This window comes from Amycolatopsis sp. NPDC049868 (assembly GCF_044461365.1).
Classification (GTDB): Bacteria; Actinomycetota; Actinomycetes; order Mycobacteriales; family Pseudonocardiaceae; genus Amycolatopsis.
Genome location: NZ_JBITKV010000019.1, coordinates 138120 through 157725, shown reverse-complemented (window position 1 = coordinate 157725; position 19606 = coordinate 138120). Strand labels below are relative to the sequence as shown.

General features: G+C 68.4%; 22 protein-coding genes. 16 read left to right on the top strand and 6 right to left on the bottom strand.

From position 1 onward, the window contains the following. The first annotated feature begins 185 nt into the window (after nt 1-185). Together ACIBTM_RS42780 and ACIBTM_RS42775 are read left to right on the top strand one after the other, a co-directional pair. Nucleotides 186-764 (top strand): MaoC family dehydratase, encoded by a 579-nt coding sequence (locus ACIBTM_RS42780; RefSeq protein ID WP_395882848.1) that lies wholly within the window; start codon nt 186-188, stop codon nt 762-764. 33 nt (nt 765-797) lie between these two features. Then, the gene (locus tag ACIBTM_RS42775) at nt 798-1901 is read left to right on the top strand and encodes a DUF2332 domain-containing protein (protein ID WP_395882847.1); all 1104 of its coding nucleotides are present in this window, start codon (nt 798-800) and stop codon (nt 1899-1901) included. Between the two features lie 262 nt (nt 1902-2163). On the opposite strand, the gene ACIBTM_RS42770 is transcribed toward ACIBTM_RS42775, so the two are convergent. Beyond that, nucleotides 2164-2577: an NUDIX hydrolase gene (locus tag ACIBTM_RS42770; protein ID WP_395882846.1), complete on the bottom strand. Its 414-nt coding sequence runs from the start codon at nt 2575-2577 to the stop codon at nt 2164-2166. A 185-nt stretch (nt 2578-2762) separates the two neighbouring features. Here ACIBTM_RS42770 and ACIBTM_RS42765 point away from each other — a divergent pair, with 185 nt between their 5' ends. The 7 genes from ACIBTM_RS42765 (at nt 2763) to ACIBTM_RS42735 (ending at nt 7283) form a co-directional block, all read left to right on the top strand. Further along, the gene (locus ACIBTM_RS42765; RefSeq protein WP_005167589.1) at nt 2763-2924 is read left to right on the top strand and encodes a hypothetical protein; all 162 of its coding nucleotides are present in this window, start codon (nt 2763-2765) and stop codon (nt 2922-2924) included. A gap of 23 nt (nt 2925-2947) precedes the next feature. Continuing rightward, nucleotides 2948-3508, top strand: coding sequence for a PH domain-containing protein (locus ACIBTM_RS42760; RefSeq protein WP_016331479.1), 561 nt, complete (start codon nt 2948-2950; stop codon nt 3506-3508). Nucleotides 3509-3559: 51 nt separating this feature from the next. Continuing rightward, nucleotides 3560-4423 (top strand): PHP domain-containing protein, encoded by an 864-nt coding sequence (locus tag ACIBTM_RS42755; protein ID WP_395882845.1) that lies wholly within the window; start codon nt 3560-3562, stop codon nt 4421-4423. Further along, entirely contained in the window at nt 4420-5049 is a 630-nt protein-coding gene (locus ACIBTM_RS42750; protein WP_016331481.1) for a MarC family protein, read from the top strand. Before ACIBTM_RS42755 ends, ACIBTM_RS42750 begins: the two co-directional genes overlap by 4 nt. A gap of 216 nt (nt 5050-5265) precedes the next feature. Beyond that, nucleotides 5266-6126, top strand: a complete 861-nt coding sequence (locus ACIBTM_RS42745) for a RecB family exonuclease (RefSeq protein ID WP_395882844.1) — start codon at nt 5266-5268, stop codon at nt 6124-6126. A 34-nt stretch (nt 6127-6160) separates the two neighbouring features. Next, nucleotides 6161-6499 (top strand): hypothetical protein, encoded by a 339-nt coding sequence (locus ACIBTM_RS42740; protein ID WP_395882843.1) that lies wholly within the window; start codon nt 6161-6163, stop codon nt 6497-6499. A gap of 118 nt (nt 6500-6617) precedes the next feature. Further along, a complete protein-coding gene (locus ACIBTM_RS42735; RefSeq protein ID WP_395882842.1) occupies nt 6618-7283 on the top strand; it encodes a hypothetical protein in 666 nt (221 codons plus the stop codon). 27 nt (nt 7284-7310) lie between these two features. On the opposite strand, the gene ACIBTM_RS42730 is transcribed toward ACIBTM_RS42735, so the two are convergent. Both ACIBTM_RS42730 and ACIBTM_RS42725 read right to left on the bottom strand, forming a co-directional pair. Next, complete coding sequence (locus ACIBTM_RS42730) at nt 7311-8705, bottom strand: hypothetical protein (RefSeq protein ID WP_395882841.1); 1395 nt, start codon at nt 8703-8705, stop codon at nt 7311-7313. Nucleotides 8706-8740: 35 nt separating this feature from the next. Next, nucleotides 8741-10327, bottom strand: a complete 1587-nt coding sequence (locus ACIBTM_RS42725) for a DEAD/DEAH box helicase (protein WP_395882868.1) — start codon at nt 10325-10327, stop codon at nt 8741-8743. A 462-nt stretch (nt 10328-10789) separates the two neighbouring features. Between ACIBTM_RS42725 and ACIBTM_RS42720 the strand changes: the two genes are divergently transcribed. From ACIBTM_RS42720 to ACIBTM_RS42710, 3 genes are all read left to right on the top strand, one after another. Then, the gene (locus tag ACIBTM_RS42720) at nt 10790-11443 is read left to right on the top strand and encodes a ferritin-like fold-containing protein (protein WP_034313407.1); all 654 of its coding nucleotides are present in this window, start codon (nt 10790-10792) and stop codon (nt 11441-11443) included. A 60-nt stretch (nt 11444-11503) separates the two neighbouring features. Next, nucleotides 11504-11734 (top strand): DUF3107 domain-containing protein, encoded by a 231-nt coding sequence (locus ACIBTM_RS42715; RefSeq protein WP_005167610.1) that lies wholly within the window; start codon nt 11504-11506, stop codon nt 11732-11734. A 114-nt stretch (nt 11735-11848) separates the two neighbouring features. Then, nucleotides 11849-13129: a heparan-alpha-glucosaminide N-acetyltransferase domain-containing protein gene (locus ACIBTM_RS42710; RefSeq protein ID WP_395882840.1), complete on the top strand. Its 1281-nt coding sequence runs from the start codon at nt 11849-11851 to the stop codon at nt 13127-13129. A gap of 112 nt (nt 13130-13241) precedes the next feature. On the opposite strand, the gene ACIBTM_RS42705 is transcribed toward ACIBTM_RS42710, so the two are convergent. Both ACIBTM_RS42705 and ACIBTM_RS42700 read right to left on the bottom strand, forming a co-directional pair. Beyond that, complete coding sequence (locus ACIBTM_RS42705) at nt 13242-13568, bottom strand: DUF4873 domain-containing protein (protein ID WP_016331491.1); 327 nt, start codon at nt 13566-13568, stop codon at nt 13242-13244. After that, nucleotides 13565-14332 (bottom strand): TetR/AcrR family transcriptional regulator, encoded by a 768-nt coding sequence (locus ACIBTM_RS42700; RefSeq protein WP_037332089.1) that lies wholly within the window; start codon nt 14330-14332, stop codon nt 13565-13567. Before ACIBTM_RS42700 ends, ACIBTM_RS42705 begins: the two co-directional genes overlap by 4 nt. A 50-nt stretch (nt 14333-14382) precedes the next feature. On the opposite strand from ACIBTM_RS42700, the gene ACIBTM_RS42695 reads away from it, so the two are divergent. Together ACIBTM_RS42695 and ACIBTM_RS42690 are read left to right on the top strand one after the other, a co-directional pair. Continuing rightward, entirely contained in the window at nt 14383-15291 is a 909-nt protein-coding gene (locus tag ACIBTM_RS42695) for a diiron oxygenase (RefSeq protein ID WP_395882839.1), read from the top strand. Beyond that, nucleotides 15288-16211: an alpha/beta fold hydrolase gene (locus ACIBTM_RS42690; RefSeq protein ID WP_395882838.1), complete on the top strand. Its 924-nt coding sequence runs from the start codon at nt 15288-15290 to the stop codon at nt 16209-16211. The genes ACIBTM_RS42695 and ACIBTM_RS42690 overlap by 4 nt, the downstream gene beginning before the upstream one ends. Before the next feature lie 217 nt (nt 16212-16428). On the opposite strand, the gene ACIBTM_RS42685 is transcribed toward ACIBTM_RS42690, so the two are convergent. Continuing rightward, nucleotides 16429-16965 carry a carboxymuconolactone decarboxylase family protein gene (locus tag ACIBTM_RS42685; protein ID WP_395882837.1) on the bottom strand — a complete coding sequence of 179 codons (537 nt, stop codon included), beginning with the start codon at nt 16963-16965 and terminating at the stop codon, nt 16429-16431. A gap of 102 nt (nt 16966-17067) precedes the next feature. On the opposite strand from ACIBTM_RS42685, the gene ACIBTM_RS42680 reads away from it, so the two are divergent. Both ACIBTM_RS42680 and ACIBTM_RS42675 read left to right on the top strand, forming a co-directional pair. Continuing rightward, the gene (locus ACIBTM_RS42680; protein WP_395882836.1) at nt 17068-18108 is read left to right on the top strand and encodes an amidohydrolase family protein; all 1041 of its coding nucleotides are present in this window, start codon (nt 17068-17070) and stop codon (nt 18106-18108) included. 35 nt (nt 18109-18143) lie between these two features. Further along, nucleotides 18144-19565, top strand: a complete 1422-nt coding sequence (locus ACIBTM_RS42675) for an amidohydrolase family protein (RefSeq protein ID WP_395882835.1) — start codon at nt 18144-18146, stop codon at nt 19563-19565. The last annotated feature ends 41 nt before the right edge of the window (nt 19566-19606 follow it).

The following is a 19606-nucleotide window of genomic DNA, read 5'->3' as shown; positions in this document are numbered from 1 at the left end:
GCTCGGCTAGGCCAGCGTTCCCGGTTTCGTCAGCCCTGCCAGGTGGGGATCCGGCGAGATGTGAAGGCGGAAACGCTGCGACTACTAGGAAGCGGACTATCGCCACTGGACATCGGGTTCCTCACCTCCTTCGGCTCGGCGGACGGTTACGCAGTGGTGTGGGTCGCGTTGACGACCCGACACCAATGGTCGAGGGTACTCCTCAACACGAAGGCCTGTCGTTCCAGGCTCACGCCGCGTTACTCGTGCAGGAGGAATGGGTGCAGTTCGGTCGCTATTACGAAGAGTTCGAGGTCGGTGCGGTCTACAAGCACTGGCCGGGCAAAACGGTCACCGAGTACGACGACCACCTGTTCTGCCTCATCACCATGAACCACCATCCGCTGCACCTCGACTCGCACTACGCCGAGGAGACCACCGATTTCGGCAAGAACGTCGTGGTCGGCAACTACATCTACTCGCTGCTGCTCGGGATGTCGGTGCCGGACGTGTCCGGCAAGGCGATCGCGAACCTCGAGGTCGAATCGCTGAAGCACGTGAAGCCGACCTTCCACGGTGACACCATCTACGGCGAGACCGAGGTGCTGGACAAGACGCCGTCGAAGTCGAAGGACGACCGGGGCGTCGTCTACGTCGAGACCCGCGGCTACAAGCAGGACGGCACGATCGTCTGCGTGTTCCGTCGCAAGGTGATGGTGCCGAAGCGGTCTTACGGTGACACCAGGGGCGGTGAACAGCCCGGCCGTCCCGTGCCGCACGAATAATGGGTGTCACGAACGGGAAAAGGGAGCGCGTCGATGCCCATCGGGCTGGATGAGATCAAGAGCCGCCTGCGGAAGTTCGCGACGGTCGAAGCGGCCGGTGTTTCGCCGCTGTACGAGCACCTGACGGCGAAGGCGGCCGAGGACGACGACGTCGCCGGGCTGCTGACCGGCGCCCGCGGTGGTGAAGCACGCGGAACGCTGCTCATGGCGACCGCGCACCGGCTCATCCAGGCCGACCCCATCCACCCGCTCTCGCGGTATTACCCGTCCGTCGGCGGTTTCGACGGCGTGGACTCGGAGACGTGGCCCTTGTTCCGCTCGTTCCTGCTGGAGCGGGCGGACAGGGCGCGCGCGATCATCTCCTCGCGGTACACGCAGACCAACGAGGTCCGCCGTGCCGCGCTGCTCTACCCGGCGGTGACCGCGGCGGCGAAGGAGGCGGGCGGCAAGATCGCGCTGCTGGAGGTCGGCTGTAGCGCGGGGCTGCTCCTCGGCCTGGACAAGTACGCCTACCGCTACCAGTGCGACGGCGGCGAACAGCTCACCGCCGGGCCCGCGAAGACCGCCGTCGGCCTGCACTGCGCGCTGGACCTCGCGCCCGGCGCCGTCACGCCGAAGGTGCCGAAGAAGCTGACGATCACCGCCCGCGCCGGCCTCGACCGCGCCCCGGTGGACCTGGCCGACGAGGATGAGCTGGCCTGGCTCGAAGCCTGCGTCTGGGCCGACCAGCCGGACCGGATCCGGCTCCTGCGCACGGCCGCGGCGGCACAGGGCAAGCAGCGGCCCGAGCTGATCGCCGGCGACGCCGTCGACGATCTCGCCTCGGCGGCCGCCACCCTGCCCGCCGACGCCCCGCTCGTCGTCCTGACCAGCCACGTGCTGGCGTACCTGGGGGAGCGGCGGGCCGACTTCCTCGAAGCGCTCCGGAAGCTCGCCGCGGACCGGCCGCTGTGGTGGGTCAGCGAGGAGTTCTACGCCGCCGCGCTGGAGCCGCTGGTACCCGGCAGGACCGAGCTGGCCGAACCGGTGGACCAGGCCGTGCTCGGGCTCGTCCGCTGGGATTCCGGCGTCCCGGACGTGCGGGCGCTGGCCAGGACGGCCCCGCACGGGCAGCGGATGACCTGGCTGCCGGTTTAAGCCCCGCTGGTCGTGCGTGGCGTTTCGGGTCAGAGCCGATCGTGTCTTGGATACCTACTGTCGGGCAGCACGTGTGATCAGACGGACGACACAGGTGATTGAGTGGACGACACGCGTGTCCAGCCGGACGTCTCGCGGCAGGAACTCAGTTACACAACCGAGGGCCCGGCTGGCTCTTCGTAGGTGACGGGAAAGCCTCGGCGAGGATAATTTTCACCTCTCGCGCTGCTTTATCCCCGCCTCTTTAGCGGGGAGGCGCGGGTTACCCGGTCGGCAGCACTCCCCAGTCGCGGAGAGTGACGAACAGGAGTTCGGCCAAGCGGCCGCCTTTGTCGAGTTCGATCAAGGTTTCGGCGTCGATCCACTGGGCGTCGTCGGCGTCGTCCCCGGCACGGAGAGTGCCGCCGGTGACCGTGCAGGCGAAGTCGTGGATGTCGTACGGGCCGCGGCGGACGTTGCCGACATGTGTGCCCGGTATCACGTCGAGCCCGGTCTCTTCGCGCATCTCGCGAATGACGGCCGCTTCGTCCGTTTCGCCTGGTTCAACGCGCCCGCCGGGAACCGACCACAGTCCACGTCCGGGTTCATTCGCGCGCCGGATCAGCAGAATCCGGCCGAGTTCGTCGTGGACGATGCCGCCGACACAGCGGACGGTGCTGTCCGAAACGGTGTTCATTCCCGAATGGTAGACGCGGGCTTCCTGACAATGACTGTCCTGTACACGGAGAGTAGCCGTGCGGTACACTTCCCCCTGCCGGCTGACCCAAGCGCGGGACTTCACTCCCGCGCGGGTGGAAGGTGCGGTACAAAATGAATGTCAGTATCCGCAGTCAGTCACCGTAAGAGACAGGATTGATCGCTGTGAACGCGAAAAAGCTCCTCACTTTCGCAGGAATCGCGTTGGTGCTGTTCTTCGTGATCGCGCAGCCAGGTCAGGCCGCGGGCCTCGTGGGAAACATCATCGGCTTCCTGCGTGACTCGGCCGAATCGGTGATCACCTTCGTCAGCAACGTCTTCAGCTAGCGGACGGCGGATACTCTATCGGTATGTTCGCCCCACGCGATCCAGACGAGTATCTCCTCGACACCGAGCGGCGGGTCATCAGGATCCGCCGTCACTGGGCGGTGCTCCTGTGGGACACCTTCGAGGCGGTGGCCTTGCTGGCCATCTGCGTCCTGGTGTCCTACCTGCTGCCGCCCGCCGCGTGGGTCATCCAGAACATCCTCTGGTATGCCGCGTTGCTCGTCATCCTGCGCTTCGCGTACGTGGTGATGGAGTGGTGGGTCGAGCGACTGGTCGTCACGGACAAACGGTTCGTGATGACGACCGGCGTCTACACCACCAAGGTGCTGATGATGCCGATCACCAAGGTCACCGACCTCACCTACGAACGTTCGGCGTGGGGCCGGATGATGGGGTACGGGACGATGGTGGTCGAGTCCGCCGGTCAGATCCAGGCGCTGAACCGCATCGACTACCTGCCGAAGCCGGAAGAGTTCTACGACACGATTTCCGAGCTGGTCTTCGGCGACAAACAGAAGCAGGCCGAGCGCTTTTCGATGATCAAGGCGCAGCGTGCGGCCCGCGGCAAGAAGAAGGTCGGTTAGCGCAGGTCCCGGGGTCGCTGTGACCTGGCGCATCGTCGATACTGATCCGCGATGCGCATCGACCTGCACGCCCACTCCACCGCCTCCGACGGTACCGACAGCCCTGCCGGGCTGGTCGCCGCCGCCGCGAAGGCGGGCCTCGACGTCGTCGCGATCACCGATCACGACACCACGGCCGGCTGGGCCCCGGCCGCCGAGGCACTTCCGCCGGGCCTCACCCTGGTGCCCGGCGCCGAGCTGTCCACGATCTCCGTCGACCCGGTGACCGGGCGGCACATCAGCGTCCACCTGCTCGCGTACCTCTTCGACCCCGAGTCGACGGCGGTCGTCGCCGAGCAGACCCGGCTGCGGTCGGAGCGGCGATGGCGGCTGCGGGTGATGGCCGAACGGATGGCCGCCGACGGTCTCCCGGTGGATCCCGACGAGGTCATGTCGCTGCTGCCCGAGGACGGTTCCGCCGGACGGCCGCATCTCGCGCAGGCCTTGGTGCGTGCCGGTGTCGTCTCGTCGGTGAACGAGGCGTTCGGGAGCTACCTCGGCAACGGCAGCGGGTACTTCGTGGCGCGGCAGGACACGCTCGTGGAGGACGCGATCGACATGATCGCGGCGGCGGGCGGGGTCACCGTCATCGCGCATCCCTTCGCTTACACGCGCGGCGCGACCATCACCGTCGACGTGCTCGCCGGGCTGGCCGAGCACGGGCTCACCGGTGTCGAGGTCGACCACCCGAACCACGACGAGGAGACCCGCGTCCGGCTGCACGGGCTGGCGGGGGAGCTGGGGCTCGTGCGCACCGGGTCGAGCGACTACCACGGCACGAACAAGACCATCGACCTCGGCGACGAGACCACCGATCCGCTCGCGCTCGAAGAGCTCGTCGCGCGTGCCACCGGCTATCAGGTCGTGACCCGGTGACGATCACGGACTTCTTCGACGCGCGCCTGTTCATGAGCGCGACGATCACGCTGATCGTCATCATGGACCCGCCCGGCACGGTGCCGGTGTTCCTGAGCCTGACCGGCCGCAAGTCGGTGGCGTTCCGCGCCAAGGCCGCGCGGCAGGCGGTGCTGGTGTCCTTGCTGGTGATCTCGCTGTTCGCCGTCGCGGGACAGGCGATCCTGTCCTACCTCGGCATCGGGATCCCGGCGTTGCAGGGCGCGGGCGGGCTGTTGCTGCTGCTCATCGCGCTGCAGCTGCTGACCGGCAAGACCGGCGGCGAGGCCGAGGCGGCCGGCGACGACGTCAACGTCGCTCTCGTCCCGCTCGGGACGCCGCTGCTCGCCGGCCCCGGCGCGATCGCCGCGACCATCGTCTTCGTGCGGCAGGCCGATGGCCACGTCGGCGCGTACGTGGCTCTCGCGCTTTCGATCGTGACGGTGCACTTCGTGCTGTACCTGTGCATGCGGTACTCGGGCGTGGTCATCCGGCTGATCAAGGAAAGCGGGATCACGCTGCTGGCGAAGATCGCCGGTCTGCTGCTGGCCGCGATCGCGGTCGAGCTGGTGGCGAATTCGGTGAAGGGCTTCATCTCGGGCACGTGACGTCGCCCGTGGGCTCGCTCGGCCGATGCAATGAAAGTGTCTTTCCTTGCAAAATTTGCAAGGAAAGACACTTTCATTGCACGCGGGGCCGGGACGGAGGCCGCACTGGAACCGGGCGCCGGCCGCGGGTGGTAGCAAAGGTCCCTTGCTCCCTTCCTGGGGATCCCCTCGAAAAGTGTCGGTGGGGGTGCGTAGCGTTGCGGGCGGGGTGATCCGATGGAGCAGATTGGTTTCGACTTCGGCGTCGAAGCGCCGCGCAAGCTGACGAAGGTCTCGCCCGCGCGCCTCGCGACGTTCGAAGATTGCCCGCGCCGCTACCGCATGTCGTATCTGGACCGTCCGTCCCCGGTACGCACCGGCGCGTGGGCGCACAGCACGCTGGGCGCGGTGGTGCACAACGCTTTGCGGGCGTTGTTCGACCTGCCGGTGCTCAAGCGGGTACCGCAGCGGGCGATGGCGCTCGTCGCCGAACACTGGAAGGACGCCGGGTTCGAGGACGCCGAGCAGGCCGCCCGGTACCGCGCCAGGGCCAAGGGCTGGGTCGCGGAGTACGTCGAGCACAACGACGTCACCGTCGATCCGGTCGGGCTGGAGCGCTGGGTTTCGGCGCCGGTCACGCTCGAGCCGGGCAGCGGGCCCAGCCTCATCATCGAGGGCCGCGCCGACCGGATCGACCAGCGCGGCCGGGAATTGGTGATCATCGACTACAAGACCGGCCGCCGTGAGCCGGACGAGTACGAGGCGCGTTCGTCGCAGGCCTTGGCGCTGTACGCCGTCGCGGCCGCCAGGACACTGCGGACGCCGTGCTACCAGGTCGAGCTGCACCATGTGCCCACCGGGACCATCGCGGCTGCCGAGCACACCGAGCAGAGCCTCGAACGGCATCTCCAACGCGCCGACGAGACCGCCGGGGACCTGCGGCTGGCAACGGATACCCTGGACGCAGGCGGCGACGAGGACGTCCTGTTCCCGGCGCGCCCGGGCCGCCGTTGCTCATGGTGCGACTTCCGGCCCAGTTGCGCGGCGGGCCAGGAGGCCGGGCCCGCGGCTCAGCCGTGGGAGCTGCTGGCGCCCTAGATTCCCCGGATCCGACGATTGGACAGGCGAGGACGTGTCGTCACCGGACACCGAAGAGCTCGCGACCACCCCGCCACCCGCGGACGAGCCCAAGACGCCCGAAAGCGGCCGGTTCTGGCGAGGCCTGACCGGGTCGCTCGCCGCCGGGATGGTCGTGCTCGCGGTGTGCGTCCTCGTGATCGCCGGGATCTGCCTGCTCACCGGTGCGCCGGGGCCGGGGCCGCTGATGCTGATCGGCCATCCGGTCGCGGCGGTCGTCGCCTTGCTGGCACAACGGGTCGCCGATACGCGTAATGGCCGCGTAGCGGGCTTCGCGGGTCTCGGTGTCGTGGTGAGTGTGACGGCCGCGCTGAGCCTGTTCTGGTGGAGCTGAACACGGCAGGAAAGTGCCATTCGCCAGGAAGAAGTGTCTCCTCCCTGCGAAACTGAGGCTCACCGGGCACGTCGTGGAAAACCACGCTGCCCAGCAGCGAGGATGAAGGGCGTCACTGATGAGCTACCCACCCCAGCCAGGACAGCCCGACCACGGCCAAGGCGGGCAGCAGTACCCAGGCCAGCAGTACCCGGGCCAGCAATACCCGGCCCAGCAGCCCCAGCAGGGCGGCGGTTACGACCAGAGCGGCGCGTACCCGCAGCAGCAGTACCCCGGCTACGGGCAGCAGCAGTACAGCCAGAACCAGCAGTACCCCCAGGGCTTCGGCGGGCCGCCCGCGCCACCGAAGAACAACAAGACCGGCCTGATCGTGGGCATCACCGCCGCTGCCGTGGTGCTGGTCGTCCTGGGTATCACCGGGTTCGTCGCTCCCGGGTTCTTCCTCGGTGACGACAAGCCCGGCAAGTCATCCGGCCCCGAGGGCACCGCGCAGGCGGTCGTCGACGGTATCAACGCCCACGACAAGGCGGCCTTGACGGCGCTCAAGTGCGGCAACGCGGAAGAGGACGTCGTCCAGGCCATCGAGCGCGTCAACGATGTTTCGAGCGCCACGCTCGACGGGGTCACGAAGGTCTCCGAAACCGAGTACACGGTGGCCGTCACGTTGAGCATCGAAGGGCGATCCCGGACCGCCGCCGGCACGCTCGTCGACGAGAGCGGTAAATGGTGCTGGAAGGAAATCGGCCGGCTTCGGAGCAAGACCTCGACGACGCGGAGCCGGTAGCAAGGGACCTTTGCTACCACCCGCCGGTCACTTGAGGGCGACGAGAGTGGGGCCGCGCTGCTCCAGCAGCACCGGCCCGACCGAGGAGAGCAGGACCGGGCCGGTGTAGCCGCGCCTGTCGACACCGACGGTGCGGATGGTGGCGCCGGTCGTCTCGTCGAGCACGGCCAGCCCACCCTGGATGGGCACGACCAGCTGCTCTCCGAAGGTCACGCCCGGACCGGCCGAGTTGTTCAGCGTCCAGCGCGGAGTGAGGTCGTCCCGTGAGAACGCCATGGTCTTCGAGCCGGTGAACCAGTAGACGCCCTGCGCGGTCCACGAGGTCGTCATGACGCCGCCCACCGGATCCTGCGCGATGTCCGCGTCGGGCACGTCGAGCGGGTACGCCGACTTCTGCAGGCCGTCGCCGCCGTAGATGACCAGCAGTTTCTGTTCAGGCAGCACGATGAGCGCGAGATCGCCGGACATCGCGACGACCTTCGCGTTCTTCCCGGCGAGCACGGTGCTGTAGTCGACCTTCGGGTCGTCGGCCTCGTCGTTGGTCGCGCGGTAGACGGTGAAGCGGTCGGCGGGGTCGCCGGGGCAGCGTTCGATCACGCCGATCTTGCCCGCCGCGGCGGCAACCGTGCCGTAGGTGCAGCCCGTCCTCGGCTGCTTTTCCGGGTTCACGATGGCGGGGACCTGGCCGTACTCCATGCTTTTGACCAGGTCGTCGCGCCAGGTGTTCAGCAGTTTCTTGCCGGTCGTGGTGGTGTGCGATCCGTCGACGACCAGCCTCGTCCCGAGCTCGGCGTCGCCGTTGCGCTGCGCCGTGCGGCGCCCGGTGCCCGCGTCGAGCTGGGTGACCTCGCTGCAGCCGGTGTCCTTGCGGTACACCGCGTCCACCTTGATCCCGGCGAGCGCGACGGTGCACAGTTCGAGATCGCGCGAGTAGCGCCAGCGGACTTCGCCGGTGTACGGATCCCGGCCGAGTACTTCGCCCTTGTCGGCGGTGACGACGCTGTTGGCCTCGCCGATCGGGACGGGTGTCGACGAGCTCGGCGCCTGCCACAGTTCACTCAACGAGCCGGGAACCTGCGCCGGCGCGGGCGGAAGCCCCGGCGGCAGGGTGGTGGCGACTTGGGCGACGGTCGCCGCGTTGTCGCTGGTCACGCCGATGACGACGCCGGTGACCGCGACGACCACCACGATCGCCGCGGCGATGACACGATCCCGTTTGCGGTTCCACGGCGAGGGCCGGGCGCGTTTCCCGCCCAGCGGCGGCTCGGTGGCCACCGGCTGAGCGGGTTCGGCGTCCAGCACGTCCTCGGTGCCGATCGCGTTTTCAACCGTCTCCGGCACGCTGCCGTTCGGCTGCTCGGGATCGGCGGGCACGGGCCGCGCCGGTTCGTTGTCCGGCGCGGAGTTCCAGCGTTCGCTCACGTGCCCCTAGCTCCCCATGTCCGCAGTATGAAAGCTCAGTCTGCCGACGCAGGTGTATCAGAAGTCGCCGACGGACGGCGACGGCGGCGTCGGCGAGCCGGACGCTCGGCGCTGTCGCCTGCCTCCTTCTCGACCGCCGGGCCACTGACCTCGGGGCTCGGCTTCGCGGCGCCGCGGCTGCGGCGACGGGTCCGCGTGCGGGCCTCCGCCGGGGACTCGCCCTCGGTGCCTTCCGCGGAAGCCGCCGCGGCGTCCGCCGCTTCGATCTTGGCGGCCGCGTCCGCGCCGCCGCGGGTCCGCTTGCGCGGTGCGCGGTTGCGCTTGCGGGGAGCCTCTTCGTCGCTCGCGCCCCGGCCACGGCCACGGCGCTTGCCGCCCAGGTCTTCTTCGGCCTCGGCCGAAAGACCGGCGCGGGTCCGCTTCGACAGCGGCAAGCGCCCGGTGGTGCCCTCCGGGATGCCGAGGTCGCTGAACAGGTGCTTCGACGACGAGTACGTCTCGACCGGCTCGGGCTTGTCGAGGCCGAGGGTGTCGGAGATCAGCTTCCAGCGCGGCTCCTCGTCCCAGTCGACGAGGGTGATCGCGACGCCGGTGCGCCCCGCGCGGCCGGTGCGGCCGATGCGGTGGACGTAGGTCTTCTCGTCCTCCGGCGTCTGGTAGTTGATCACGTGCGTGACGTCGTCGATGTCGATACCGCGGGCGGCGACATCGGTGGCGACCAGCACGTCGACCTTGCCGGAGCGGAACGCGCGCAGCGCCTGCTCGCGGGCGCCCTGGCCGAGGTCACCGTGCACGGCGGCGGCCGCGAAGCCGCGCTCGACGAGATCGTCGGCGACCTTCTGCGCGGTGCGCTTGGTGCGGGTGAAGATCATCGTCAGGCCACGGCCTTCGGCCTGCAGCGCGCGGGCGATCAGCTCGGGCTTGTCCATCGAGTGCGCCCGGTAGACGAACTGGGTGGTGCGCTCGTGGATGGCGCCGGCGTCGTTCTCCTCGGCGCGGATGTGGGTCGGCTGGTTCAGGAACGTGCGGGCCAGCGTGATGATCGGACCCGGCATGGTCGCCGAGAACAGCATCGTCTGGCGCGCGTCCGGGACCATCCGCAGGATGCGCTCGATATCGGGCAGGAAGCCCAGGTCGAGCATCTCGTCGGCCTCGTCCAGCACCAGGCCGCGGATCTTGCCGAGCACCAGGTGCTGCTGCTCGGCCAGGTCCAGCAGACGGCCGGGCGTGCCGATGACGACGTCGACGCCCTTGCGGAGCGCCTCGATCTGCGGCTCGTACGGGCGGCCGCCGTAGATGGCCAGCGTGCGGATGCCGAGGTGCTTGCCCGCGCCCTTGAGGTCGTTCGCGACCTGGATGCACAGCTCACGGGTCGGCACGACGACCAGCACCTGCGGGGTGCCGTCGCCCGGGACCTCGACGCGGTGCAGCAGCGGGACGCCGAAGCCCAGCGTCTTGCCCATGCCGGTGCGGGCCTGGCCGATCAGGTCGTCGCCCGCCATGGCCAGCGGCAGCGTCAGCGCCTGGATGGCGAAGGTGCGCTCGATGCCGGCCTCGCCGAGGGCCTTCACGATCTCCGGCTTGACGCCGAAGGAGGCGAAGGTGGGGGATTCGGGCTCCACCGGCGCGCCCGCCTGCAGCGGGTGCGACGTGTCCAACGCCGCCGGGCCTGTCTCGCTGTGCTCCAGCGCGACGGCCTCCGGGACGGCGGTGGTGGTGTTCTCTTCGGTTGTGATTTCGTTCGTGGTCAGGGTGCTCGCCTCTCTCGTGACCAGCGCGCACTGCCCTGGTCACCGATCGACACTCGACCACGAAATTTCGCTCGGGCTCCGCGCTACTGGCGCTGGAGCGGCCCTTCGTGGGAATGCCGCAGGATGGCGTGCACGCACATCATTCTTGTGCTGACCGGGGCCACACCGGCTGTCCTTCAGCCGCAGCGGCGTCCCGATCCGGGACGGAAGATCCGTCGTATCCGTCGGCAGTCTACCTGATCTGCGGTTTTTCGATAGCCCCCGGCGCGCCGACGAGGGTGGGATCGGTCTCTTCCCGACCGTCCGGGTGTGTTCGGCGATACCCTTTCCGCCGTGACGGAGGCAAAGCAGATCAGTGAGGGCGTAGTCGATTTGCTCGGCGTACTCGCCTATGGGGAATTGTCCGCATTCGATCGCATGGCCGAGGACGCGCGCACCGCGCCGACGCTGTCGGGCCGGGCCGCGCTGGCGTCCATGGCGGCCGCCGAGATCGGGCACTACGACCTGCTCACCAAGCACCTCGCGGGGCACGGCGTCGCGATCGAGGACGCGATGCGCCCGTTCGTCGGCCACATCGACGCCTGGCACGCCTCCACGGCGCCCCGTTCCTGGCTTGAGTCCCTGGTGAAGGCCTACGTCGGCGACGGGCTCGCCGCGGACCTCTACCGCGAGATGGCCAGCTGGCTCGACCCCGAGACCAAGGACCTGGTGCTCACCGTGCTCGCCGACACAGGGCATTCCGCGTTCGCCGAACGCGAAGTCGCGGCCGGTATCGAGGCCGACCCGAAGGCGCGCGACAAGCTCGCGCTGTGGGGCCGCCGCCTGCTGGGCGAGGCGTTGACGCAGGCCCAGTACGTCGTCGCCGAGCGGGACGGGCTCGCCGAGCTGATCGTCGAAGGCTCGGGCGACCTTTCGGGAATCGCCGCGCTGTTCCGCCGGTTGCAGCAGGGGCACACCAAGCGCATGCAGGTGCTGGGCCTCGGCTGAGGTCGCTTCGGCTAGCCTTGGCGCACCAGTAGATTTCGAACTTTCAAGCGGAGGTCCCACGTGGAGGTCAAGATCGGCATCAAGGACACGCCGCGGGAGCTCGTGGTGTCCAGCAGCCAGTCGCCCGACGAGGTCGAGGAACTGGTCGCGAACGCCTTGAGGGCCGGCGACGGGATCTTCCGCCTCGACGACGAAAAGGGCCGTAAGTACATCGTGCCCACCGACCGGATCGCCTACGTCGAGATCGCGCCGTCGGATGTTCGCAAGGTCGGTTTCGCTGTTGGTGGCTAACCCGATCGGGTTGTAGTCGGATGTCACAGTGGCGTCACCGCCACGTCTCAGCCAGCTCTCAGATTTGATCGTCACGCTAAGGCGGGGACGGCAGGGGGCTAGCCGAGAAATGAGGTGGACGGCGTCACTGTGATGGACCGCGCGCTGGTCGACGGCGCGCGCACTGTTCCCGAACAAGGCAAACGGGTCGCGGGGCGGCTGACCGGTATCGACGTCGCCCGCGGCTTGGCCGTACTCGGCATGTACGCGGTGCATGTCGGCCCCGATCCGGCCAAAGGCGGCGTCGGGGTGCTGTTCAAACCGTTCGAAGGCCATTCCGCCGCGCTGTTCGCGGTGCTGGCCGGGGTCTCGATCGCGCTGATGTCCGGCGGACGCCGTCCCAAAGAGGGCCGCGACCGGACCCGCGTCGCGCTGAAACTGGCGACCCGCGCCCCGCTCCTGGTGGCGTTGGGGCTGTGGCTGACCAGCCTCGAGACCGGCTACATGGTGATCCTGGCCTACTACGGGGCCTGTTTCCTCTTCGCGATCCCGTGGTTGCGCGCGGGCGCGAAGGCGCTCGCGATCGCGTCGGTCACCGTCGCCGTGGCGGGCCCGCTGCTCTCACATCTGATCAGGGCCCAGGTGCTTCCCCGTGACCTGCTCTTCTTCGCGCCGGACCTGACCGCGGACGACGTCACCTCGACCGGACTGCTGAAGGCCGCGACCGTCCTCGTCCTGACCGGCACCTTCCCCGCGTTGACGCTGATGGCGTACGTGTTCGCCGGGATGTCGATCGGCCGGATGGACCTGACGTCGCGCAGCGTGTGCCGGCGCCTGTTCTTCGGCGGTTCGGCGCTGGCGGTGGGCGGTTACTTCGTGTCGTGGCTCGCGACCGGACCGCTCGGTGGCATGCAGGCCATCTACCGCTCGCTGGAACCGGCCGCCGCGCGGATGGGGATGACCCCGCCGGAATTCCTGCGGCTGCACCAGACCTGGATCCACGGCACACCGCCGACCACCAGCTGGGCCTGGGAGCTGCTGCCGACGGGTACCTCGTACACGCCGTTCGACCTGCTGATCTCGATCGGGATCGCGGCGGCGGTGATCGGTGGCTGCCAGCTGCTGATGCCGAAATTCGAGCGGGTGCTGCGGCCGCTGTCGGATCTGGGCGGGCGGGTGCTGAGCGCGTACGTGCTGCATTTCGTGGCGATCGCGCTGCTGTGGGACGAGAGCGACGGCGATTCGATCTTCAGCGTGCTGCACTTCGTCGAGTTCTCGATGGTGGCGCTGACCGCCGCGGTGCTGTGGCGGAAGTTCGTCGGGCGCGGGCCGCTGGAATGGGCGATGAACAAGCTGTCGAGCTGGCCGAAGTACCTGCTGCCCGCTGCTCGGGTGCCCGCTCAACGACGGGGCTGACCTGCGAAGTGGTAGCAAAGGTCCCTTGCTCCCCGCGCTCACGGAAAGTACATGAAGGCCCCCTTCCTTGCGCTAGACGCAAGGAAGGGGGCCTTCATGTACTTCCGCCTGGTCAGGCGTTGAGTTCGTTCAGTTCTTCGAGGCTGGTCGGCACGTGGAAGGGCGGCGTGCTGGTGCCCATGATGCGGTAGCGGTCCCACGGATCCGGGTCGGAGAGTTCGCCCTTCGCGCTGTACTCGCCCGCGCGGATCTCGACGGCGGTCTTCTTGCCGCCCGCGGCCGCGGACACCTGCTCGTTGGTGGCGACGCGGCCGTACCAGCGGTAATACCCGTCGATGGGCTGGAAGTAGCCCCGCAGGTCGACCGTGGTCGCGATCTCGGTCCCGTCGATCACGAGGACCGCTTCGCCGGCGTAACCGTCTTCGTCGTGCTCGCTCACTGTGCCTCCGATTCCTTCCGCATTTGGACGACCTTGTTCTCTTCGAGCGGCAGGTTCGGGTCGATGACGATGCCCTGCTGCCGGGAGAGGCCGTCGATCGCGGCCCAGATGATCTGCGTCAGGTACTCGACGACGCTGTCCCGGCCCATCGAGCGCCGGTCCAGCCACCATTCGCCGGTGCTCTGCACCATCCCGACGATGCCGTGCGCCCACGGTTCGGCGGCGCCGGAATCCATGTTGAACATCCGCATGTAGTCGCCGAGCAGCGCGGTCAGCGCGGTGGCGATCAGTTCCTTGTCCTCGGCGACGACGTCGGATTTGACGACCACCTTCTCCTGCAGGCCGCCGCGCGCGAGCAAGCGGTACAGGTTCGGGTGCTCCTCGATGACGCTGAAGAAGGAGTCGAGTGCCATCCGGATCCGGGGGACCGGGGCCAGTTCGGAGTTGATGGCCGGGATCAGCCGCTGGAAGAGGATCTCCGTGCCGCGCTGCCCGAGCGCGACGTACAGATCCGCCTTGTCGTCGAAATGCCGGTACAGCACGGGTTTCGTGACGCCCGCTTCCGCGGCGACGTCTTCCATGCCGAGGTCCGGGCCGTGTGTGTCGAGCGCCCGCAGGGCGGCTTCGACGAACTCCGCACGGCGTGCGATCCGGTGCTTGCGCCAGCGGTCGCGGCGGGCGTCGCCCGTGTCGGCCTCACCCGCCGTGGGGTGCTTGCTCGACTGCTTGCTGTTGCGCTTGACACGTTCGATCACCCAAGTCATGCTACCAGAGGTAACTGTTACCACGAGTTACAGATAGGGGTGTGTCGGCAATGACGCGGGCGCTGAAGGAAACAGACCGGGAGAAGACGGCCGAGCGGCTGCTCAAGTCCTCCGCGAACAAGTTCTACGATCCCGACGTCGACATCGACTGGACCGCCCCGCTCGTCGACGGGAAGCGCTTCATCCCGGCACACCGTTCTTCGCTCTACGGCACGAAATTGTGGGACTCGCTGTCCGAAGAACAGCGCATCGAACTCGGCAAGCACGAAGTCGCGAGCGTGGCGACGACGGGGCTGTGGTTCGAAATCCTCCTGATGCAGATGCTGCTCAAGGAGGTCTACGACGAGGACCCGACCAGTTCGCACGCCCAGTACGCGTTGACCGAGATCGCGGACGAATGCCGTCACTCGACGATGTTCGCGCGGATGGCTTCGCGGATCGGCTGCCCGTCCTACGGGCCGGTGCCGTGGTTGCGGCGGCTGGCGAAACTGATGCCGACGATCAGCTACGGCCCCGCGCGCTACGGCGCGATCCTTGTCGCCGAAGAGGTCCTCGACCGGCTTCAGCGCGAGCAGATGAACGACCCGGACATCCAGCCGCTGGTGCGGATGGTCAACCGGATCCACGTGCTCGAAGAAGCCCGGCACGTCACCTTCGCCCGCGAAGAGGTGACTCGCGGGATGGCGAAACTGTCGAAGAAGGAAATCCTCTATCAGCAGTTCATCATCGCGCTCATTTCGTACTTCGTGACGCGGGCCTTCATCAACCCGAACGTCTACAAGGCCGTCGGCATCCGTCCGCGTGACGGCGTCGAGGCCGCGCTGAACAACCCCCACTGGCGCGAAAGCATCCAGTGGGCAGGCGAGAAGATCATGCCGTTCCTTCAGGAATCCGGCCTGGTCGGCAAGCCGGGCATGTACTTCTGGCGCAAGTCCTTCCTGCTGCCGGGGAAGCGATGAGGAGCGTCAAGCAGCGCGACGCCGTCTCGTGGGACCCGTCGCGGCAACATCGGTTCGTGACCGGCGACGGCACCGCACTGCATGTCGAGCTGAGCGGTCCGGCCGATTCCGAACTCACGCTGGTCCTCGTGCACGGCTGGACCCAGGATCACCGAACCTGGGACGGCGTGGTGTCGCGGCTCGGCGACTCCGTCCGGACCCTGCGCTACGACCTGCGCGGCCACGGCGGTTCCGCGCCGGCGAAACCGGGAACGGCCACGATCCCGACCCTCGCCGACGACCTCGCCGAGCTGATCCAGGACCGCGTCCCGAACGGGCCGATCGTGCTCGCCGGGCACTCCATGGGCGGTATGACGATCATGGAGCTGTCCCGCAGGCATCCCGATCTCGTGGCCCGGCGCGTCGCAGGGGTCGCGTTCGTCGCCACGTCGTCCGGTGAGATGGACCGGATCACCCTCGGCCTGCCGGGGATCGCGGGCAGCGGCGCGGCGAGGTTCGAACGGAGGCTCGCGAAGCTGCTCGCGAAGAACCGCCGTGACGCCTTGCCGCTGCCGCTGTCGGTGGTGCGGCCCGGTGCGCGGCTGCTCGTCTTCGGGCGGCGGCCTCAGCGGGCCGACGTGGACTCGGTCGCCGAGCAGTTGCTGTGCGCGCATCCGGCGAGTGTCGCGGGATTCCAGGACGCGATTTCGCGGCACGACTGCCGGGTCACGCTGGCCGCGCTGGACGGCAAACCGGTGATCGTGCTGGCGGGGGAGCGGGACAGGCTCTGTCCGCCGCCGCACGCCAAGGTCATCGCCGACGAGCTGCCGGAGGCCGAGTTCGTGCGCTATCCGGGGGCTGGGCACATGCTTCCGCAGGAACGGGCTCAGGAGGTTTCGGATCGCATCGCGGCACTCGTCCGCCGCGCCGCGAGGGTCTGAAAGGGGAGCAAGGGACCTTTGCTACCACTTCTCTCGACATTGAGACAAGTGGTAGCAAAGGTCCCTTGCTTCTTTTCGCAGGTCAAGGTCTCGTGTGCGGCGCTCGGGGACGTCGCGAAAGCCACTTTCGGGACATCAGACGTCGCGAAAGTGGCTTTCGCGACGTGTGGTCGGCGCGGTGGTAGCAGCGGGTGGTAGCAAAGGTCCCTTGCTCTCCTCAGAGAGCCGTGTAGCCGTTCGCCAGGAGACGGACGCCGACCTCCTGATAGGCGTCCTGGTCGTCGACGGCGAGCGTGGCCAGCCCGTCGACGTAGCGGTTGAACATGCAGAACGCGGCCGCGATCAGGACCGTGTCGTGGATTTCGACGTCCGTCGCGCCCTCCGCGCGGGCGATCTCGATCAGGTCTTCGCCCACCGACTTCCCGCTTTCGCGAACGGCGAGCGCGACGTGCAGCAGCGCCTTCACCTTCGCAGGCACGGGCGCGCTGTCGACGTCCTTCCAAGCCGCCTCCACGACCGGCATGCCGCCTTCGAGCGCTTCGGCCGCGACGGCGGCGTGGCTGCGTGAGCAGAACGTGCAGTCGTTGCCGCGTGAGACGACCGCACCGATCAGTTCGCGTTCGCCCACGCTGAGGCTGCTCGGCCCGCGAAGCAGGACCTCGGCGAGTTGCCCGAGCGGCGCCGCCGTCTCCGGCCGGTAGGCGAACAAGGCGGTGATACCGGGAAGGTTCTCGTCGAGCGCGATATGGGGCATGGTGACTCCTCGCGGATCGGCAACGCGGTCACTCTGATTCATAGCCGAAACCCGGCTGGTCGCGATCCGCTGGATTGCTCAACACGAGAGCAAGGGGGCATTGTGATCATCAGAATCCGGGGCCGGGCGCTTCCCGCCGGGGAGTACGCCGATCTCTACGCCGACGGCGACCGTTGGACCACCGACCCGGTCCCGGGCGCGGACCTGGTCGCCGAAGGCTGGCTCTTGCCGGGTCTCGTCGACGCCCACACCCATCCCGGGGCCGAGGAGCCCGGCGATCCGATGGACGAAGAGATCCTGCGCGCAGATCTGCACCGGCACGTCGACGCCGGGGTCACGATGATCCGCTCGCCGGGGCTGCCCGGTGAGCCACCCGGGTGGTTCGGCACCGAACCCGGGCTGCCCCGTGCGGTGCACGCCGGGCCGTGGATCGCCCAGCACGGCCACTTCTTCGACGGCTGGGGCCGCCGCGCCACGCACGCGGAACTTCCCGGATTGGCCGCGGCGCAGGCGAAACGCACCGGCTGGGCCAAGATCATCGCCGACTGGCGGGCCGGGGAGGACGCCGTGCCGTCGGACGTCATGACCGCCGTCGTCGAGGCCGTGCACGCGGTCGGCGGCCGGGTCGCGGTGCACTCGCAGCACGCCGCCGGCGGGGAAGCGGCGGTGGCCGCGGGCGTCGACTCCGTCGAACACGGGATGTGGCTCGATCCCGGATACCTGCCGGACATGGCGGCCCGCGGAACCGCGCTCACCCCGACGCTTTCGGTGTTCCAGGCGGCGCTGGGGAGGGCGCGGAACCGCGAGGACAGTCCCCGGAAACGCTGGTTCACCGGCGGGGCGGAGGCGCATCCCGCGCTGGTCGTGGCGGCGGCGGAAGCCGGGGTGAAGATCCTCGCCGGGACCGATTCCCGGCCGCACGGTCAGGTGGGCGCCGAGATCCGCGCCCTCGCGGAAGCGGGGTTGCGCACGCACGACGCCCTCGCCGCGGGTTCGTGGGCCGCGCGCGAATATCTCGGGTTGCCAGGGCTGGTTCCGGGCGCGCCCGCCGACGCCGTCGTCTACGCGGAGGATCCGCGCGAAGACCTGGCACAGCTGGAACATCCCATCGCGGTGATTCTCCGGGGCGTCCGCGTCAGATGAGCTAGCGTGATCTTTTCGACTGGGGAGTTGGAATGATGAAACGAAACAGATCGATCCTGTCCGTCTTCAGCCTCACCATCGCCGTGGTCCTCGGAGCGGCTCTGCTCAGCAACTTGGGCGGCGAGACCACCGAAGCCGGGAGCGACGCGGAATTCACCGGTGCCGGCCGGGTCGTCATCCGCGACGCTTCGATGGTGCTCACGATGGATCCCAGCCTCGGCGAAGGACCGCTCGGCGCCCTCGCCGACGCCGACGTCGTGCTGGAAGGAACCAAGATCAAGCAGGTCGGCAAGGACCTCGACGCGGGTGCCGCGAGAGTCGTCGACGGCCGAGGCAAGATCGTGCTGCCCGGCTTCGTCGACCTGCACAACCACTTGTGGCAGTCGCTCATCCGCGGCTGCGCGGCCGACAAGGAACTCATCGGCTGGCTCGGCAAATGCGTCATCCCGCTGTACCGCGCCCCCGTGACCGACGCGGACGCGTACGCGGGCACGAAACTCGCCGCCGCCGACGTCGTCTCGACCGGGATCACCACGGTCACCGACTGGTCGCACGCGTTCAACACCGACTTCGCCAAGGGCGGTCTCCGTGCGCTCGGCGAGTCGAAGCTGCGGTTCCTCTACTCCTACAACGGCACCACCGATCCCGCGCTGCAGAACGAGATCCGCCGCGTGAAACGCGAGGTCATCGATCCGAACCCGTTGGCACGCCTGCAGATCGGCACGCATCCGTCGACGGGGAACTTCCCGAGCGTCGAAGCCTCGGAGAAGCTCGCGCGCGAGCTCGGCGTCTCGTTGAACGTGCACCTGCTCGAATCGAAGGCCGATCTGACCGCGGGGCAGATGGACGCGCTCCGGCGCGCGAACGCGTTGCACTCCGGGCTGGTGACGAACCACGTCATCCAGACCACCGACGCGGACCTCGACGAGCTCGCGGCCGCCGGGGTCGGCGTGGCGCACAACCCGCTGTCGAACATGCGGCTCGCGTCGGGCGTCATCCGGCTGCCGGAGATGAAGAAGCGGAGCATGAAGGTCGGGCTCGGCCTCGACGGCGGCACCAACGACACGAGCGACATGTTCAACGTGATGCGCGCGGCCGTCGGTCTCCAGCGGGCGACCACGACGGATCCGGCGGTCTACCCGACCACGGCGGACGTCCTGCGCATGGCGACCCTCGGTGGCGCGGAGGTGCTCGGGATGGACAAGGAGATCGGGTCACTGACGCCGGGCAAACGGGCGGATCTCCAGCTGGTCGACGCCCAGGCGGTCAACTTCGCGCCGAAGGTCGACTGGGTGAATCAGCTGGTCTTCAACACCCAGCCCGCGAACGTCTCCTGGGTGTTCGTCGACGGTCGCGCCCTCAAGCGCGAAGGCCGCGTTGTCGGTATCGACACCGCGAAGGTCGTCGCGGACGCCCAGCTCGCGGCCGACCGCCTGAAGAAGCTCCTGCCCCAATGACCTGACGCATTTCGTCCTCTGAATGCGGTAGTTGCCCCGCG

Coding starts and splice junctions, on each gene's coding strand:
- ACIBTM_RS42760 (WP_016331479.1), top strand. CDS start 2,948: ATGTTCGCCCCACGCGATCCAGACGAGTATCTCCTCGACACCGAGCGG.
- ACIBTM_RS42780 (WP_395882848.1), top strand. CDS start 186: ATGGTCGAGGGTACTCCTCAACACGAAGGCCTGTCGTTCCAGGCTCAC.
- ACIBTM_RS42690 (WP_395882838.1), top strand. CDS start 15,288: ATGAGGAGCGTCAAGCAGCGCGACGCCGTCTCGTGGGACCCGTCGCGG.
- ACIBTM_RS42685 (WP_395882837.1), bottom strand. CDS start 16,965: ATGCCCCATATCGCGCTCGACGAGAACCTTCCCGGTATCACCGCCTTG.
- ACIBTM_RS42745 (WP_395882844.1), top strand. CDS start 5,266: ATGGAGCAGATTGGTTTCGACTTCGGCGTCGAAGCGCCGCGCAAGCTG.
- ACIBTM_RS42755 (WP_395882845.1), top strand. CDS start 3,560: ATGCGCATCGACCTGCACGCCCACTCCACCGCCTCCGACGGTACCGAC.
- ACIBTM_RS42775 (WP_395882847.1), top strand. CDS start 798: ATGCCCATCGGGCTGGATGAGATCAAGAGCCGCCTGCGGAAGTTCGCG.
- ACIBTM_RS42675 (WP_395882835.1), top strand. CDS start 18,144: ATGAAACGAAACAGATCGATCCTGTCCGTCTTCAGCCTCACCATCGCC.
- ACIBTM_RS42700 (WP_037332089.1), bottom strand. CDS start 14,332: ATGACTTGGGTGATCGAACGTGTCAAGCGCAACAGCAAGCAGTCGAGC.
- ACIBTM_RS42695 (WP_395882839.1), top strand. CDS start 14,383: ATGACGCGGGCGCTGAAGGAAACAGACCGGGAGAAGACGGCCGAGCGG.
- ACIBTM_RS42735 (WP_395882842.1), top strand. CDS start 6,618: ATGAGCTACCCACCCCAGCCAGGACAGCCCGACCACGGCCAAGGCGGG.
- ACIBTM_RS42770 (WP_395882846.1), bottom strand. CDS start 2,577: ATGAACACCGTTTCGGACAGCACCGTCCGCTGTGTCGGCGGCATCGTC.